This window comes from Mycobacterium sp. NPDC006124 (assembly GCF_040614235.1).
GTDB lineage: Bacteria > Actinomycetota > Actinomycetes > Mycobacteriales > Mycobacteriaceae > Mycobacterium.
In genome coordinates this window covers 13,949-30,803 of sequence record NZ_JBEXUA010000020.1, presented here as the reverse complement: position 1 = coordinate 30,803, position 16,855 = coordinate 13,949, and the positions used below count along the sequence as shown (strand labels likewise).

Here is a 16,855-nt window from a genome sequence, read left to right as displayed (position 1 = left end):
GAAACACATGAAGGCCAAGAACATTCAGCGGATCGCGGGCGTCGTGGTCGGTGCCACAGCACTCTTTGCGACGTGTGCTGTCGCGCCCGCGTCGGCGATCAACAACATCAAGGGATTCGGTGTCCAAGAGACGCTGAAGGACTACTACAGCCTGGGCGACTTCAGCAGTGAGATCGGCTACACCATCAAGAACCTCAAGCCCAGCCGCGACGTCGTGCCGTATCCCGTCGCCGGGCGACTCTACGAGGCGAACGCCACCACCACCGCCGTGGTCGGCACGGTCACCCCGCAGATCGTCAACTTCATCGCGCGCAGCCCGGGTGGCACCGACTACCGGGTGCTGCCGACGGTGTCGACGCTGAGCGGGGCCCCGTTGGGCCAGGGCGCCAGCGCATCCGGCAAGTTGTACTTCGACGTGGTGGGCGAGAACCCCGACAGCGTCGTCTACAACGCCGACTTCCAGGACCAACTGGGCTGGGTGGGCCTGCAGCCCATCGAACCCGCCGAGGTCGTGCCCGGCACCGACAGCAGTGGCGGCACGTCGTCGGGCGGTGGTTCGTCCGACTCGACGACCGGCGGTGGCAGCACCGGCGTGCAGGGATCGACCGGCCCGATGCAGGCAACACCGCCGCAGATCAGTGACGGCGCCCAGAACGGACCCTACGGACCCGCGGGCGACACCCCACCGGTGGGCAACAACTAAGTCGGATCACGCTGGGTCGAGGAGCGGCGGGATGCGGGTTCCGCATCCCGTCGCCTCCTCGAAGGCAGCCGCGATACTCAGCAGTCGGGTTTCACTGCCGGCCCTGGTGATCACCTGCAAACCCACCGGCAGGCCTCCGGGAGTGAAGCCCGCCGGCACCGACATCGCCGGAACACCCAGCGGGGTGATGAGGTAGCAGGCCGCCATCCAGTCCAGATAGTTGGTCATCGTGGTGCCGGCGACCTCGGTGGGCCAATCCAGCGTCGCGTCGAACGGCGGGACCTGGGCAGCCGGCGCCAACAGGACGTCGTAGTCGTCGAAGAAGGCGTGCGCCGCACGTTGGAGCCGCGTCAGTTCGGCCACGGCTCGGGTGACCTCGCGCCCGCTCAGCGCTCGGCCACGCTCGACGTTCCAGGCGATGTCCGCCTTCACCGCATCGGGTTGCCGTTCGACCACGTCGCCCCAGGCGAAGTCGAACTCGGCCGCACGCAACGTCCGGAAGACGAAGTCGGAGCCGTCCAGATCGGGACAAGCCTGCTCGACGTGGGCGCCCCGCGCCTCGAACACCGACACGGCATCGTCCAGCACCGCCCGGACCTCGGGTTCGACCGGAATCCGACCGCCGAGGGTGGGCGCCCAGGCCACCCGAAGGCCCCGCAGATCGGCGGGTTCGACGTTGGCGAAGTCACGCGGATCCTCGTTCAGCGCAAGGGGATCCGCGGCGTGTGGGCCCGCGATCACCGACAACATCAGGCCCACGTCGCCGACGGTGCGCGCCATCGGGCCCGACACCGACAACGGAAAGTGCGGCAACGCATCGGTGGGGTCGGGCACCCGGCCCGGCGTCGGCCGCAACCCGACGACGTTGCAGAACGACGCCGGATTGCGCAGCGAGCCACCCATGTCGCTGCCGTCGGCCAGCGGCTGGAATCCGACGGCCAGCGCGGCGGCGGCACCCCCGCTGCTTCCGCCCGCCGAGCGCCCGAGGTCATAGGGGTTCAGGGTCGTGCCGAAGACGGGGTTGTGGGTGTGCGACCCTGCCGCGAACTCGGGCACGTTCGTCTTCCCCACGATGACGACTCCGGCCGCGCGCAACCGCCGGACGATCTCGTCGTCGGCGGGAGGAACGTTGTCGGCGAACAGCTTCGAGCCGTAGGTCGTCAGCAACCCGGCAGTGGCATGAGTGTCCTTGATCGACATGGGCAGGCCCGCCAGGGGGCCAAGCGTCGACCCGGCCGCGCGGGCGGCGTCCACTTTCGAGGCCGTCGCGGCGGCCGCGTCCGGATCCATCGAGACGACGGCGTTGACCGTCGCGTTGAACCGCTCGAGTTGCTCTAGGTGAGCGTCGAGCAGCTCGCGGGCGGAGAACTCCCCCGTCTGGAGGCCTCGCAACTGCTCACGGGCACTGCGCATCACCAACGCGCCGGTCATCGGCAGGTCACCTCCTTCGTCACGACGCGCACGGCACCCGGGTTCCCGCCACGTAGGTCGAGATGACGTTGGTCCTCAACAGCTCGGCCTCTTCGCCGGTGAACGGATCTCGGTCGAGCACGATGAAGTCGGCCGCCTTCCCGGCCACCAGTTGACCGGTCAACTCGTCCCAGCGACAGGCGAAGGCGGCGTCCTTGGTGCCGTGGGCGAGCGCTTCGGCCATCGGCAGCGCGAACTCCCCGATGTTGGGCCCGAGTCCGGGTACGAGTGCCGAGTACCGGGTGGTGGCCACGTACATGTTCGGCAGCGGAGCGTGGGGAGCCGTCGGCGCGTCCGTGCCGAACGCGAGAACCCCACCCGCGGAGGTGATCTCGGGCCACGGCATGCCGCGGTCGGCACGGTCGTCGCCGAGCATGTCGCGCCAGTTGTCGATGATCGCCGGATCGGCGTGCACGGGTTGCATGGACGCCACGACGCCGAGGCTCGCCAGGCGCCGAACGTTCTCCGGCGTCACGGTTTCCAGGTGCTCGATGCGGTGACGGCGATCGATGGGACCGTTGGCCGACTGCGCGTACTCGATCGCCGACAGGGCGATGTCCGACGCGTCGTCGCCGATGGCGTGCATGGCGACCTGCAGGCCGGCGGCGTCGGCCGCGGCGACGACGGGCCCGAGCGCCTCCAGACTCCAGATCGGTCCGCAATGGCTTCCGTCGGCGTAGGGCAATTTCATTGCCGCGGTGCAACTGTCGATGACGCCGTCGACCATGATCTTGATTCCCGCGACCCGGAACCATGGCCCGTCGTGACGTTTGGCGAGATCCGCGGCGTGCCGCACCTGGGCGACGTTCTCGGCCTCGGTGGCGCACAGGTCGACGAGCCAGTGCGCCGCGACGCGGATCGGCAGGGTGCCGTTGCCTTGATCCAGCTGCCGCTCAAGGCATTCCAGATCAGCCTGCCGCAGGCCCATGTCGACCGCGGCGGTCACCCCGGCCGCCAGGTACCGCGAGAAGGCCAGTCGTAGCGCACGATCGCGATCGTCGTCGGTGACCGTCGAGGTCAAGAAGTGCGTCGCGAGGTTCAGGGACGCGGTTTCGTAGAGCATGCCGGTGGCGGCACCGGTCTCGGGAGCGCGGGCGATCCGCCCACCGATGGGGTCGGGGGTGTCGTCGTCGACCCCCAGCTCGCGCAGCGCCGCGGTGTTGACCCACATCGAGTGAGAGTCGAACGCGTCCAGGTACACCGGCCGGTCCGCTTCCATCTCGTCGATCATGTGACGGTCGGGGATGCGCCCCGGTATCGACGTCGCCAGCCAGTTGCGCCCCACGATGCGCGAAGCACCGGGATCCGCGGCGACCGCCGCCCGGACGCGCGCACCGATCTCGTCGAGGTTCTGGGTGCCCATGAGGTCGACGTGACCAAGGGATTCGCCGAACGGCACCAGATGGGTGTGCGCGTCGATGAATCCCGGCAACACGAAGGCGCCGCCGAGGTCGACCACGTCGGCCTCGGGAGCGTACGCGGCGGCCGTGGCGTCGTCCCCGACGAACTGCAAGCGGCCGTCGTCGACCACCATCGACTCGGCCCAGCCGGGTTCGGCTGCGGTAAAGATGCGTGCGTTGCGGTAGTGGATCATCCGATTCGCTCCAAGTGGTCCCGAGGGTGATGCGTCACGGTACCCCTGCCGCTGGCGGCAATGCCCCGTTTGCGCGTTCGATTCCGTCGAAATCGTTCACGGCGAGAATCGTCAACGGCGCAATTCACTGCTTTCGGTGACGGTGACACCGCTGCGCTTGTAGGTGGCCAGCACGGGTGAGGACCGGATGGCCGCCACCCTTGACGTCCACGGCTGCGTGGTGATGAATCCGCGAAAGTCCTCGAGCGTCTCGACGGCGACGTCGACCAACAGCTGGTGTTCGCCCATCGTCATCGCCGCGTACCGCACGTAGTCGGACGCGACGATCTCCGCCGCGACGGACGGCACCTCCGCCGGCGCCATGCGGATCGACAGGAACACCGAGACGTCCAAACCCAGAAGCGCCGGCGCCACGACGGCGCGCACGTCGATCCTCGTGCCGATCAGGGCCGACAGTCGTCGGCGAATGCTCGTCTCGGACTGCCCCACGGCCGTCGCGATGTCGGTGGCGGCCGCGCGGCCGTCGGCTTCGAGGATGTCCTGGATCTGTTGATCCGCCCCACCGAGCTGGGGCATCGCGGCCGGCGGCAACCGCCCGAACGCGTCGTTGAGCGCGGCGGTCTCCGACTCGGAGAGTTGCCCGGGCATCCAGGAGCTCAGGGTCCGGTAGTAGTCGAGGATGGGGCTGGCCGACACCGAGGTGACGCCGTCGAGAGCGGGAATCTCGTCGATCACCCTGCGGGCCAACGCATCACCCGTCGAATGGTGTTCCTCGACGAGGATGCGCGTGGGCGCACCGACCACGTACACGAAGATGGTGTCGCCACGCTCGGCCAGTGCACGGGCGACGGCGTCGACCCGCTGCGCCGTGGCGGTCACCTCGAGGATCGCGGTGCTGGTCGTCGTCGGCAACGCCACGACGCGGACGGCGCCGGAGTTCAGCAGCGCCATCCCGCGGCGCGTGACCGTGCTGACCGACACGTCGAGCACTTCGGCGATGCGCCGCCACGACGCGCGGCCGTCCACCTGCAGGGCACCCACGATCCTGCGGTCGAGTTGGTCGAGGTGCACTGCGACAGTATGCCGATCGGGTGTGCCGGCAGGCCTACCGCTCAGGAATCGGTCAGCGCTGCGTCGAATCGCTTGAGTGTCTCGTCGACGTCGGCTCCGGTGTGTGCCGCCGAGACGTACCAGATTCCGCGGTAGGCAACCCAGATGCCGGCGTCGATCAGCTTGGTCGCAAACCGTCCGTAGCGCTCGCCATCCAAGGCCTGTACCTGAGCGAAGCTGGTAAGCGGTTCGGTGCCCGTGTCGAAACGGGCGTGGAAGGCCATCGGCAAGCCTTGGAGTTTGACGGGTACGTCGTGATGGGCGAGCAGCGCGGTGAGGCCGTTGATCAGGGCGGTGCCCACCGATTCGACATGGCGGTAGACGCTGCGGTCCTCGAGTTCGTCGAGCGAGGCCAACACGGCGGCGGTCGCGATGGTGTTGCCGTTGAAGGTGCCGGCGTGGGTGAGCGCGCCGGTGGCGACGTCGGAGAAGAGCTCACCCCGGCCTACCAACGCCGCACACGGCCACCCGGCGGCCATGGCCTTGCCGTAGACCGCCAGATCCGGCGCCACGTCGAAGCGCTCGGCCGCACCACCGAGGGCCACCCGGAAGCCGGAGATCGTCTCGTCGAAGATCAGGACGATGCCCAATCGGGTGCACGCCTCGCGCACGTGCTGCAAGTAACCGTCGACCGGCACGATGGCCCCGGCGTTGAGCATCATGGGTTCCATCACCACGGCGGCGATCGTGTCGCCGTGGTCCCTCAACGCCGCGGTGAACGCCTCGGCATCGTTCCACTCGACGGTCAGCATGGGATCGAGGGCATCGGGGAGTTGCCCGAGGCTGCCCGGCACGACCCGGTCGCCCTCCGAGCGGATCTGGATGTTGTCGAACCAACCGTGATAGTGCCCGTGAAAGCGAAGGACGTTGCGCCGACCCGTGGCGTTGCGAGCGATGCGCACGGCGGCCTGAACCATCTCGCTGCTCGAGCTGCCAAAGCGCAGCTGATCGGCCCATGGCAGGACACCCAGAACCCGCTCGGCGGCCTCGATTTCGCGTCGATGAGTGGCCGCGTAGATGATGCCGTCGCGCTGGGCGGCGACGATCTTCTCCACCACGCGGGGCGGCCCGTATCCCAGAAAGTTGGGCCCCTGCCCCAGCAGATAGTCGAGGTATTCGGTGCCGTCGACGTCCCACAGCCGACAGCCGCTGGCCCGTTCGACGATGAGGTGCGGGTTCAGCAGCCGGGTGTTGCTGCTGACGCCGCCCGGCAACACGCGCTTCGCGCGTTCCCGAAGGTCGTGCTGAATCGTGGTGACGCCGTTCATGAGCGTTCCTCTCCCGGGTCGATGGCTGATGTCGAATAGACGTTCAAGGCGTTGTCGCGCATGACTTTTCGCAAGTCGTCGGCGTCAAGATCCGCAAGAGTGGCCATGGCGGCCGCCAGTACCTCGTCGTAGCGAGCGGCCAGTTCGCACACGGGCCAGTCGGACCCGAACATCAGCCGCGACACCCCGAACGTGTCGAGCAGATGGTCGACGTAGGGTTGCAGATCGTCGACCCGCCATTGGTTCCATGACGCCTCGGTGACCAGGCCCGAGAGCTTGCACCACACGTTCGGGTTCTCGGCCAGGGCCGAGACGCCGTCGGCCCAGCGCTGGGACCAGCCCAGGGCAATGGGCGGTTTGGCGCCGTGGTCGAGCACGAAGCGAAGATCCGGGTGACGGCGCACCAACGTCCCGGCGGCGGGCAGTTCGCGAGTGGTGATCTCGAGGTCGTACGTCAAACCCCGTTCGGCGAGCACCCGCATCGCGGCATGGACGCCGGCGCGGAGCAGCCAGCCGGGATCGGCTTCGTCGGCCACGGCGTGCCGGACGCCGACGAGGTACTCCCCGCCGACACCCCCACGAAGATCGTCGAGCCGACCGGGCACGTCCCCCGACTCGAGGTCGACCCAGCCGACCACACCAACCACTTCGTCAGTGCACGAGGCTAATTCGAGGAGATTGACGGTCTCTGTCAGGTCGGCACGGACCTGCACCACGATGGTCGCCACGACGCCGTTGGCGTTCAGGTGGGGTCGGAGGTCATCGACGTCATAGCGCCGCCGCAGCGGTTCGTACGGTCCGGTAATCCACGGATACTCCCCTACGTCGGGATCCCACAGATGGTGGTGGGCGTCGACCGTCTTCAAAATCGTGCACCCACGGGTGCGCGCTCGTCGAGCAGTCCCTCCGACACCAGGTCACTCCACAGTTCGTCGGGGACGTGCCGGTCGAACAGGTCGACGTTTTCGAGGATCTCGGCACGGCTGCGGGCTCCGGTCAGGACCGCCACGACCGCGGGATGTGCGATGGGGAATTGGAGGGCAGCCGCCTTGAGGGGCACGTCGTGTCGCCGGCACACCTCGGCAAGACGGTGGGCCCGGGCGACCACGTCGGCCGGGGCCGGGTCGTAGTCATACCGGGCGCCCGGTCCGGCATCGGCCAACAGGCCGCTGTTGAACACGCCGCCCGCCACGACCGCAATCCCGCGTTCGACGCACAGCGGCAGGAACGACTGCAGCGCAGTCTGTTCCAACAGTGTGTAGCGGCCAGCCAGGAGGAACATGTCCGGATCGCTCTCCCGGGCGAAGCGCTCCAGTGCCGCAGTCTGGTTCATGCCGGCCCCGATCGCCGAGACCACCTTCTGCTCACGCAGCTCGATCAAGGTGGGGAACGCCGTCGCGAGTGCCTCGTCGACGTAGTCGTCAGGGTCGTGGACCAGGGCAACGTCGAGGCGGTCGGCGCCCAGCCGGGTGAGGCTCTCCTCGATCGAGCGTAGAACGCCGTCGCGCGAGTAGTCGTACACCGTGGCGACATTCGGCGCCCCGGCGTCATAGGGCTGGCCCGTCGAGTCGAAGTCGTCGGGGTGCGGATCGGCGTCGGCCCGCAGCAGGCGACCGACCTTGCTGGACAGCACGTAGTCGTCACGCCGATAGGGCGCCAGCCCGCGGCCAAGCCGAGTCTCCCCGTTGCCGCGCCCGTACTGTGGGGCGACGTCGAAGTAGCGCAACCCGGCCGCCCAAGCGGCGGCCACGGTGTCGGTCGCGTCGTCGGCGTCGACTTCGGTGTACATGCCGGCGATGGCCGTGGCACCGAAGCCAAGGGCCGTCACCGTGAGCGGGGTACGGCCGAGTCTCACCGCCGTGTCGTGGAATACGCGGGAGCTGCTGTCCGCGTCCTTCGCCACCATCAGCGCGCCGTCCCGTCCGGCTGCAGGTCGACGACCTCGTCGACGCCGTCGTAGACGACGGCGACCACCTCGGTCGACTCGCTCTCCTCAGGGCCCAGCAGGCGGGCGCGTCCGGCGGCGACGGCCTCGTCGAGGGGGCTCGGGTACCCGGTCCACGGTTCGACGAGGGCCTGCTGATAGCCGCGCCAGCCACCGTAGACCAGGCAGAACCACACCACGGGGAACAATTCGTGGTCGAAGCACAGTCCGAAACCACGCCGGTCGGCGACGTCGGTGGCGGCCACCCACCCCGCACTCAAGCCGGTCAGGTAGTGCAGGGCGAAGGCACCGACGTCGACGTCGTCGGCGCGGCGCAGGTCGTGCCCGCGGAGCATCGGCCAGTCGTACTCGTCGCCCGGCAGGCCGAGCACCTCGCCGCCGGCCTCGTCGACCAGTCCCCTGGTCGCCGGGATGTCGAATCGCATACCCGATCTCAACGACAGACTCGGATGCACGCCCCAGTTGTAGTCGAACGGCATCGTACCGATGTTGCGCAACGTGTACCCGAGGGTGAAGCGTTGCTCGTCAGCGCGCAGGGTGATGGTGCGCGTCAGTTCGGCTGGCGTTATCGGCGTGCGCACCGTGGTGGTGAGCACGACTTCGTCTGCGCTGGAATGGATCTGATGGCTTGACCGCGCCGTCCACACCTCACCCATGTAGGGCAGCAGGTCGCCGTATCGGTTGCGGCACGCCCGGCCGCCCGGGAAGGCGTCGTCCCAGCCGCCGGCCCAATGGTCGTCGAAGTCGGCGTGTACCGCCGCCACGTGGGGAGCCACGCGCGGGGACTTCCACAGCAGGTCGAGGTCACGCCTCTTGTCCACCACCCGAAAGATGTTGGCCCCGCGTTCGGGCAGGACGTCGATGGCAAGGTGCTGGTTCTGCATCCGGACGACGCGCAGGCCGTGGTAGGTCCAGTCGTCGTCGATGCTCAGGTGCGTCGTACCGCGGCTCACGACTTGGCGGCTTCTGGGCTCTCGCCGTGGAAGCCGCCGGTGACCCGGGGTGCCGCCGCGGACGCCGAGCGGTGCAGCTGCTCGTCGACCTCCTCCACCGCGACGGCCAGGTATCCCGCCTCCGCGGTGAGACCTTCGTCGCGGCTGAGCGATTCGGCAATCCGCCGGGTGGTCTTGGGGGCGGCGAAGATGACCACGACGATCGCGATCACCCACGCCGCTGCGATGACGATGTTGGCGCGTCCAGCGCCCGTCGCAGGCCATGGCGAGACGTTGCGGAACATGGTGTAGCCGATAACGGCGATCGCCAGCAGCGGCACTACGTAGTCCAGGGGTGCCGCCCGGTGACCCAGCCGCGGCGCCCGGATGCAGAGGTAGTACCACGCGCCGACGGAGAACAATGCATACGCCACGAGGAGCACCAGCGTGCCAACGGTTCCCGACCATGCGAACAGGTCGAAGGCGGCGTCGGTGACCAACAACCGCATCAGCACGATGATCGCCGCGGCGAGCCCGCAGACGAACAACGTCGCGCTGATCGGGGTGCCGGACTTGGCCGAGACCTTGGTGAAGCCACGGCGTTCGAAAGCCCCTCGGTTGAGCGCGAACAGCAGCCGTGACGCGGCGACCGCGGTGGCCAATGCGCAACCCATCGCGGAGATCGCGGTGCCCAAGGTCACCAGATCGCCGACGACGGGACTGACGTACTGCTCACCCAACGTGCCGAACAGCGACGCCGACTTCGAAAATGCCTCCACGCCAGCGGCATCGGTGCCGAAGCCAAGCATCTCGACGGTGGTTCCCACGATGTAGAACAGACCGCCGAACAAGGCCACGCCGAAGATGGCAATCGGGATGGCCCGCTTGGGATTGGTCGTCTCCTCGCCCAGGCTGGCAGCCGCTTCGAAGCCGGCGAACGACAGGAAGCCGAACACGATGCCCAGGAACAGCGTGCTGGTCGAGATGCCGGGCGGCACGCTGAACATGTCGAGGGTGAATCGCTGCCCACCGGGAGCGCTGCCACCGACCACACGGGCGACGACCACGACGGCGATGACCACGATGACCGCGGTCGTACAGATCTCCACCCAGAGCAGGGTGGCCATCGACTTCTTGACCGGCGAGATGGCCAGCAGCGTGGCGATACCCACTGCGACCAGGGCGATGATCCAGGGCACGATGTCGGGGGTGGTCTCGTAAAGGCCAAGGCCACGGAGGAATTCGGCGCCGAAGATGCCCGCCGTCATCGACGTGGTCAGCATGAAGCTCAGGTAGGCGCCCAGGAGCGACCAGCCGGCGACCACGCCGGCTCGCGGGCCGAGGGTCACGCCAGTCAATCCGAAGACCGAGCCGGCGTGGCTGAGTCGGCTGCAAATCCTGGCGAATCCGTAGGCGACCAACAGCACTCCGACGGTGGCGAGGATGAAGGTCAGTGGGACCGCTCGGCCCACGGTCGCTCCTGCGCCCTGGGGGTTGATGTTGACCGCCAGGCTGGCGCCCATGGCCGCCACGGACAGCGAGATCGCCGCCCACGTCGCCAAGGATCGCCGCAGCTTGGGTTGTGTTCCCGGTGAACTTACTGGTGAGGTCATGCTTCCCATTTCTCGTGCGGCGGCCCTCGGGCCGGAGTGCCGCTGCATTTAGCAGCGGCTGGGGATCTGCTGACGCCTACTCGGTGACCGTCGCGTCAGCGAAGCGCTGCAACGACACCACCGATCGGAGTGGATCGACCGTATGACCGCGGTCGTCCCAACACAATGACGAAGCTGACGGCCCATTGTTCGGCTTCTCCGAATGATGGTCACGGGATCTCAAGGCGGTTGGCCGCTCTGAGCTGTTCTGCGACGGCACTGAACCCGGTCGCGATGGCGACGAGATCGGCGACCTTGGCGGTGTGTTCCGGCCACCACGCCAGCGCGACCACGCATGGGGGAATGTCACGAATGCGGCGGAAGGCCACACCCGGTCGTGAGTAGAAACGTTGCGCACCAGCCGAAGTCACGCTGATGCCGACGCCACGGGCGACGAGGTGCAATTCGGCGTCGCGAGTACTGGCCTCGTCGACGACCATGGCGGGGGTGGTGCGGTACTCGCTGAGGAGCCAGTAGTCCCGCCACGGACCGGGCGCCTTCGGCGCGGCGATGATGGGTTCCTTGAGCAGATCGGCCACGCTCACGCTGTCCTGGCTCGCCAGGGGGTGCCCGTCAGGGAGGCACACCACCCGGTCCTCGCTGACCAATTCCAAGGTGGTGAGTCCGGCCAGCCCGGTCGGCGGCCGGATGATCGCGGCGTGGACCGAGGAGTCCCGCAGTCCGGCGGTGGGATCGGCGAAGTCGTACTCCACCGACCGCAGCAGGCGCTGCGGATACTCGGCGGCGAAGGTCCTAAGCAACCACGGGATGACCTCGAGGCCCGCCCCGATGGTGTAGCCCAGAGTCAACGCCGAACCATCCCGGTCGGCGGTCCGCTGAGCGGACTTGATGGCGGCATCGAGGTCGTCGAGGATCTGGGCGACCAAATGGGAGAACACAGCCCCGGCGTCGGTCAGCTCGACCGACCGGGTGGTGCGGACGAAGAGCTGCACCTTGAGCTGGCGTTCCAGGTCCTTGATGGTCTCGCTCAACCAGGGGTTGGACACCAACAGCTGCTCAGCCGCGCGGGAGAAGCTGCGGTGCTCGGCGACCGTCAGAAACGCGCGCAACTGGCGAAGGCTGACATTGGGCTGCGTCATGCGGCGCAAGCCTACTCGGCCGGCGGCCCGACTGTTCGGCATCGACGAATAATCGCGGCGGGTGTTCGTCATTGTCCCGGGGTGGTCTGAAACCTAGTGTCAGTGACGCTGCACGACCCTGCAGCCCAACGGTTTTGGAAAGAGGACGTGGTGACTTCCGCAATGTGGGCACGGTCGCAGGCGAACATCTCCCTGCTGTTCGCCGAGGTGCCCTTCGAACGTCGGGCCGCGGCCGCGGCAGCGGCCGGCTTCGAGGCGATCGAGTGTTGGTGGCCCTTCGCCAGCGCGTCGCCGTCATCCACCGAGGTCGACGCCTTCGTCGCATCCGTCGCCGACGCCGGGGTGGTGCTGCGCGGGCTGAACTTCTTCGCCGGCGACATGCCCGGTGGTGATAGAGGCGTCGTCTCGAACCCCTCCCGCAGAGGCGAATTCGACGACAGCGTGGCCGTCGCGGTGGACATCGGCGCCCGCCTGGGCGTCACGGCCTTCAACGCGCTCTACGGCAACCGGATCCCCGGCTTGAGCACCGACGAACAGGACGAGGCGGCCCTCGACGCCCTCACCGCCGCCACGGAGCACAGCGACTCCATTGGCGCAACCGTCCTCGTCGAACCAGTCAGCGGGGTGCAGGCCTACCCCCTCAAGCTGGCCGGGGACGCGTTCGCCGTGATCACCCGGGTCCGCGAGCGGACGCAGGTCGGCAGGATCGCGCTGTTGGCCGACCTGTATCACCTGACCGTCAACGGCGACGACGTGCGCCGCGTGGTGACCGACCACGTCGACCGCATCGGGCACGTGCAGATCGCGGATGCACCCGGTCGCCACGAACCCGGCACCGGGGCCGCCGACATCATCGGATTGGTCGACCTCCTCGAGCAGTCCGGTTACGCCGGAGGCCTCGGGCTGGAGTACGTGCCCACCGGTGACACGGTGGCCGGGCTCGCCTGGCTGTACCAGTTGGCGCCAGGCTTGAAAGCCGATTCGACTGCCGCCGAGGTGGTTCGATGAGCGCGCCCACGGGAAATCCGACCGTCGCCTTCATCGGGCTCGGCATCATGGGCTCGCCGATGGCGGCGAACCTGTGCGCCGCCGGCCTGAACGTCGTCGGCTTCAGCCGCACCAGGGCGAAGGTCGACGCGCTGGTCGCGAAGGGCATGCGGCCCGCCGACGACGTCGCGGGCGCCGTCCGTGACGCGGACGTGGTCGTCACGATGCTCCCCGACTCCCCCGACGTCGAGGCCGTGGCGCTCGGCACCGACGGCATCCTCGAATCGGCCGCACCCGGAGCATTGTTCGTCGACATGAGCACCATCCGCCCCGACACCGCCCGCGCCGTCGGCGACGCAGCGGCGAAGCGCGGGCTGCGCTTCCTCGACGCACCGGTCAGCGGTGGCGAACAGGCCGCCATCGATGGCACGCTGTCCATCATGGTCGGCGGCTCCGCGGCGTCGGTCACCGATGCCACCCCGGTGCTTCGACACCTCGGCAAGACCATCGTCCACGTCGGCCCCATCGGCGCGGGCCAAACCGTCAAGGCCGCCAACCAGCTGATCGTGGCGGGCAATATCGAACTCCTGGCCGAGGCCCTGGTGTTCCTCGAAGCGCAGCAGGTCGACACCGAGAAGGCGATCTCGGTCCTCGAGGCCGGGCTGGCGGGCAGCACCGTGATGGCCCGCAAGGCGCGGTCCATGGTCGCCCGCGAGTTCGCCCCTGGATTTCGAATCACGCTGCACGACAAGGACTTGGGTATCTTCACCGCTGCGGCCAGGACGTCACGGACTGCCGCCCCGCTCGGTGCCGTCGTCGCCCAGCTGATGTCGAGCGCTGACGCCCAGGGTGATGGCGATCTCGACCACTCCGCCCTGTTTCGGCTCGTTGAGCGGCTCTCCGGCCGCCCGACACCGTAACGACCGTCGTCGCCGCCCCGGCCGCCGGAATACGGCGGCGACGCGACGACGTCTCCTGACTACCAGAGGAATCGACATGACAGAGCTCGCCACCACCGTCGACACCGTCGATGCCGACGCCGACACCGTCGCCGTCAACACGATCAGAACGCTGGTGATCGACGCCATCGCGCGGGCCAAGTCGGGGCATCCCGGGGCCGCCATGGCGATGGCGCCGGTCGGGTACACCCTGTGGAATCAGACGCTGAGCTACGACGTGAACGATCCGCGCTGGATCAACCGCGACCGATTCGTCCTGTCGGCGGGACACGCCTCCATGCTGCTCTACGCCCTGCTGCACCTGGCCGGCGTCCGCAGCGCCGAACAGGACCGCCTGGCAATCGAATTGGACGACATCCGTCGATTCCGTCAACTCGGGAGCCCCTGCGCCGGACACCCGGAGTACGAACTCGCCGACGGGATCGAGTGCACGACGGGCCCGTTGGGCACGGGGGTCGCCACCAGCGTTGGCATGGCCATGGCCGGTAAGTGGCAGGCCGCACGATTCAACCGGCCGGGGTTCGACGTGTTCGACTACCGGGTCTACGCCCTCGCCGGCGACGGCGACATGATGGAGGGCATCGGCCAGGAGGCCGCGTCGCTGGCCGGTCACCTCGAACTGGACAACCTCTGCTGGATCTACGACAGCAACGCGATCACCATCGAGGGCGAGACGTCCCTGGCGTTCACCGAAGACGTGGCGACGCGATTCCGCGCGTACGGATGGACCGTCACCTACGTCGCAGACGCCAACGACCTCACCGCGTTACAACGGGCCTTCACCCAGTTCACCTCGCACACCGGGTCGCCGATGCTCGTCATCGTCCGCAGCATCATCGGCTACGGCGCTCCGACCAAGCAGGGCACCGCCTCCGCCCACAGCGAGCCACTTGGCGAGGACGAGGCGCGCGCGGCGAAACGCTTCTACCGGTGGCCGGAAGAGGCAAGGTTCCACGTGCCCGACGTGGCCTACGAGCGGTTCGCCCTCGGCGTCGGAGCCAGGGGCACCCGGCGACACAAGGACTGGGACGGCGTAATGGCCCGGTACGAGAGCGCACATCCTGAACTGGCCGAGGAGCTTTCGTCGATGGTCACCCGGACGCCGCCCGACGGATGGGACGCCGACCTACCCGAATTCAGCCCCGCCGACGGGCCGGTGGCGGGACGGATTGCCAACCACCGGGTCCTCAACGCGGTCGCGGCGGCGGTGCCGTGGCTGATGGGCGGCGCATCCGACCTGGCGCCGTCGACCAAGACGGCTCTCGGCGGTGCCAGCGGGCACTTCGGGCCCGCGGACTACGGCGGTCGGAATCTGCACTTCGGCGTCCGAGAGGCCGCGGCCGCCGCGGTCGCCAACGGCCTTGCACTGTGCGGACTTCGGCCGTTTCAGGCCGGTTTCCTGGTGTTCTCGGACTTCCAGCGAGGACCGTTGCGCCTCGGTGCGCTGATGGGCCAACCGGTGATACACGTCTTCACCCACGACTCCATCGGCATGGGTGAGGACGGTCCCACCCATCAGCCCGTCGAGCAGCTCGCCTCGCTGAGGGCGATGCCGAACCTGGTCGACCTTCGTCCCGCCGACGCCAACGAGGTCCGCGAAGCCTGGCGGGTGATCATGTCCGTCGACGACCGACCCGTCGCCTTGGTGCTGTCCAAGCAGGACGTGCCCGTCTTCGACAGGGTGACGCTGGCACCGGCAACCGGGGTGGCGCGGGGGGCCTACGTCCTGGCCGATCCGACCGACGGTACCGACCCGGTCGCGCTGATCATCGCCACGGGCAGTGAGGTCGCGCTGGCGTTGCAGGCACGCGAGCGCCTGGCCGAGTCCGGCGTTCCGGTCCGGGTAGTCAGCATGCCGTCGTGGGCCCTGTTCGAGGACCAGGACGAGGACTACCGCGACTCGGTCCTCCCGCCAGCCCTGACCGCGCGGGTGTCCGTCGAAGCCGCGTCCGGGTTCGGTTGGGAACGCCACGTCGGTCCCCTCGGGCGAATCATCGCGGTCACCCGATTCGGCGCCTCCGGCCCAGCCGCAGACCTCCACCGCCATTTCGGATTCACCGTCGACGACGTCACTCGAACGGTCCTGGAAGTCGTCGGTCGAACCAATGGCCAGCACGGCCTGGACGGTGACTAGGGTCTCGGCCCGCCCCGGTCGGCATAGCGACCGCCGGCCACCATGTCGCTGAGGGGTTGCAATTTGGCCAGCGCGGCGTCGTCGAGTTCGACGTCGACAGCCGCGACGTTCTGGTCGAGCCGGTCCGCGTGGCGGGTGCCGGGGATCGGGACCACCGAGACTCCCAGCCGTTGCGCCTGGGCGTACACCCACGCCAGCGCGACCTGGGCGGGCTGGACGCCAAGCCGGTCGCCGATCGCGCGGACGGTCTCGGCGATGACCTGGTTGCGCTGACCCGCCTCGCCGGTGAACCGAGGATTGCGTGCGCGAAAGTCGTTGGTCTCCAACGTCGATGCCTGCACCGACCCGGTGAGGAAACCCCGGCCCAGCGGCGCGTAGGGCACCAGGCCGATGCCGAGTTCGGCCATCACCGGCGCGATTTGCTCGACATCCCGTGTCCACAGCGAGTATTCGCTCTGCACGGCAGCGATCGGGTGCACCGCGTGGGCGCGGCGCAGCAGGTCGGCGTCGACTTCACTGAGACCCAGGTACCGAACCTTGCCGGCCTCGACCAACTCGGCCATCGCGCCGACCGTGTCCTCGATCTCGGCGTTGTCCGGGGGCCGGTGCAGGTAGTAGAGGTCCACGTGGTCGACGCCCAAACGCAGCAGCGAGGCCTCGCAGGACCGCTTGACGTACGGCGGGTCGCCACGGTGCACCCGCTTGTCGTCGCCGCTGCTGCGGTCGATGCCGAACTTCGTGGCGATCTGCACCTCGTCGCGCCGCCCGGCGATTCCGCGGCCCAGCAGCACCTCGTTGTGCCCGGCGCCGTACTGGTCGGCGGTGTCGAACAAGGTGACGCCGACGTCGACGGCGTGGCCGATCGTGGCGATGCTGGTGTCCCAGTCGGAGGACCCGTAGTACTCGCTCATCCCCATGCAGCCCAGCCCCTGAACCGACACGTCGAGACCGCCGAGACTCGTTCGCTTCATTGCACTCCCTTCACGTGGTCGCCCTCGAGC

The 16,855-nt window shown here is 68.4% G+C and carries 14 protein-coding genes; 4 read left to right on the top strand and 10 right to left on the bottom strand.

From position 1 onward, the window contains the following. Positions 1-7 precede the first annotated feature (7 nt). A complete protein-coding gene (locus tag ABZ195_RS26405; protein ID WP_355222855.1) occupies positions 8-703 on the top strand; it encodes a DUF1942 domain-containing protein in 696 nt (231 codons plus the stop codon). A 6-nt stretch (positions 704-709) separates the two neighbouring features. Here the strand turns inward: ABZ195_RS26405 and ABZ195_RS26400 are convergent, their stop codons facing one another. The 9 genes from ABZ195_RS26400 to ABZ195_RS26360 form a co-directional block, all read right to left on the bottom strand. After that, entirely contained in the window at positions 710-2,134 is a 1,425-nt protein-coding gene (locus ABZ195_RS26400; protein ID WP_355222854.1) for an amidase, read from the bottom strand. A gap of 19 nt (positions 2,135-2,153) precedes the next feature. Continuing rightward, positions 2,154-3,767: an amidohydrolase gene (locus ABZ195_RS26395; RefSeq protein ID WP_355222853.1), complete on the bottom strand. Its 1,614-nt coding sequence runs from the start codon at positions 3,765-3,767 to the stop codon at positions 2,154-2,156. Positions 3,768-3,878: 111 nt separating this feature from the next. Further along, a complete protein-coding gene (locus tag ABZ195_RS26390; protein ID WP_355222852.1) occupies positions 3,879-4,838 on the bottom strand; it encodes an AsnC family transcriptional regulator in 960 nt (319 codons plus the stop codon). A gap of 41 nt (positions 4,839-4,879) precedes the next feature. Continuing rightward, complete coding sequence (locus ABZ195_RS26385; RefSeq protein ID WP_355222851.1) at positions 4,880-6,145, bottom strand: aminotransferase class III-fold pyridoxal phosphate-dependent enzyme; 1,266 nt, start codon at positions 6,143-6,145, stop codon at positions 4,880-4,882. Then, a complete protein-coding gene (locus ABZ195_RS26380) occupies positions 6,142-7,011 on the bottom strand; it encodes an amidohydrolase family protein (protein WP_355222850.1) in 870 nt (289 codons plus the stop codon). Before ABZ195_RS26380 ends, ABZ195_RS26385 begins: the two co-directional genes overlap by 4 nt. Next, positions 7,008-8,051 carry an aldo/keto reductase gene (locus ABZ195_RS26375; protein ID WP_355222849.1) on the bottom strand — a complete coding sequence of 348 codons (1,044 nt, stop codon included), beginning with the start codon at positions 8,049-8,051 and terminating at the stop codon, positions 7,008-7,010. Before ABZ195_RS26375 ends, ABZ195_RS26380 begins: the two co-directional genes overlap by 4 nt. After that, the gene (locus ABZ195_RS26370; RefSeq protein ID WP_355222848.1) at positions 8,051-9,043 is read right to left on the bottom strand and encodes a hypothetical protein; all 993 of its coding nucleotides are present in this window, start codon (positions 9,041-9,043) and stop codon (positions 8,051-8,053) included. The genes ABZ195_RS26375 and ABZ195_RS26370 overlap by 1 nt, the downstream gene beginning before the upstream one ends. After that, entirely contained in the window at positions 9,040-10,635 is a 1,596-nt protein-coding gene (locus ABZ195_RS26365) for an APC family permease (RefSeq protein ID WP_355222847.1), read from the bottom strand. Before ABZ195_RS26365 ends, ABZ195_RS26370 begins: the two co-directional genes overlap by 4 nt. Before the next feature lie 209 nt (positions 10,636-10,844). Next, on the bottom strand, positions 10,845-11,774 hold the full coding sequence (locus ABZ195_RS26360; protein WP_355222846.1) for a LysR family transcriptional regulator: 930 nt from the start codon (positions 11,772-11,774) through the stop codon (positions 10,845-10,847). A 150-nt stretch (positions 11,775-11,924) separates the two neighbouring features. Here ABZ195_RS26360 and ABZ195_RS26355 point away from each other — a divergent pair, with 150 nt between their 5' ends. The 3 genes from ABZ195_RS26355 (at position 11,925) to tkt (ending at position 15,854) form a co-directional block, all read left to right on the top strand. Continuing rightward, positions 11,925-12,782, top strand: coding sequence for a TIM barrel protein (locus ABZ195_RS26355; protein WP_355222845.1), 858 nt, complete (start codon positions 11,925-11,927; stop codon positions 12,780-12,782). Continuing rightward, positions 12,779-13,681, top strand: coding sequence for a 2-hydroxy-3-oxopropionate reductase (locus ABZ195_RS26350; RefSeq protein WP_355222844.1), 903 nt, complete (start codon positions 12,779-12,781; stop codon positions 13,679-13,681). The genes ABZ195_RS26355 and ABZ195_RS26350 overlap by 4 nt, the downstream gene beginning before the upstream one ends. Positions 13,682-13,757: 76 nt before the next feature. Further along, a complete protein-coding gene (gene tkt / locus ABZ195_RS26345; protein ID WP_355222843.1) occupies positions 13,758-15,854 on the top strand; it encodes a transketolase in 2,097 nt (698 codons plus the stop codon). Here the strand turns inward: tkt and ABZ195_RS26340 are convergent. Then, positions 15,851-16,825, bottom strand: coding sequence for an aldo/keto reductase (locus ABZ195_RS26340; protein ID WP_355222842.1), 975 nt, complete (start codon positions 16,823-16,825; stop codon positions 15,851-15,853). The genes tkt and ABZ195_RS26340 overlap by 4 nt on opposite strands. Positions 16,826-16,855: the final 30 nt, after the last annotated feature.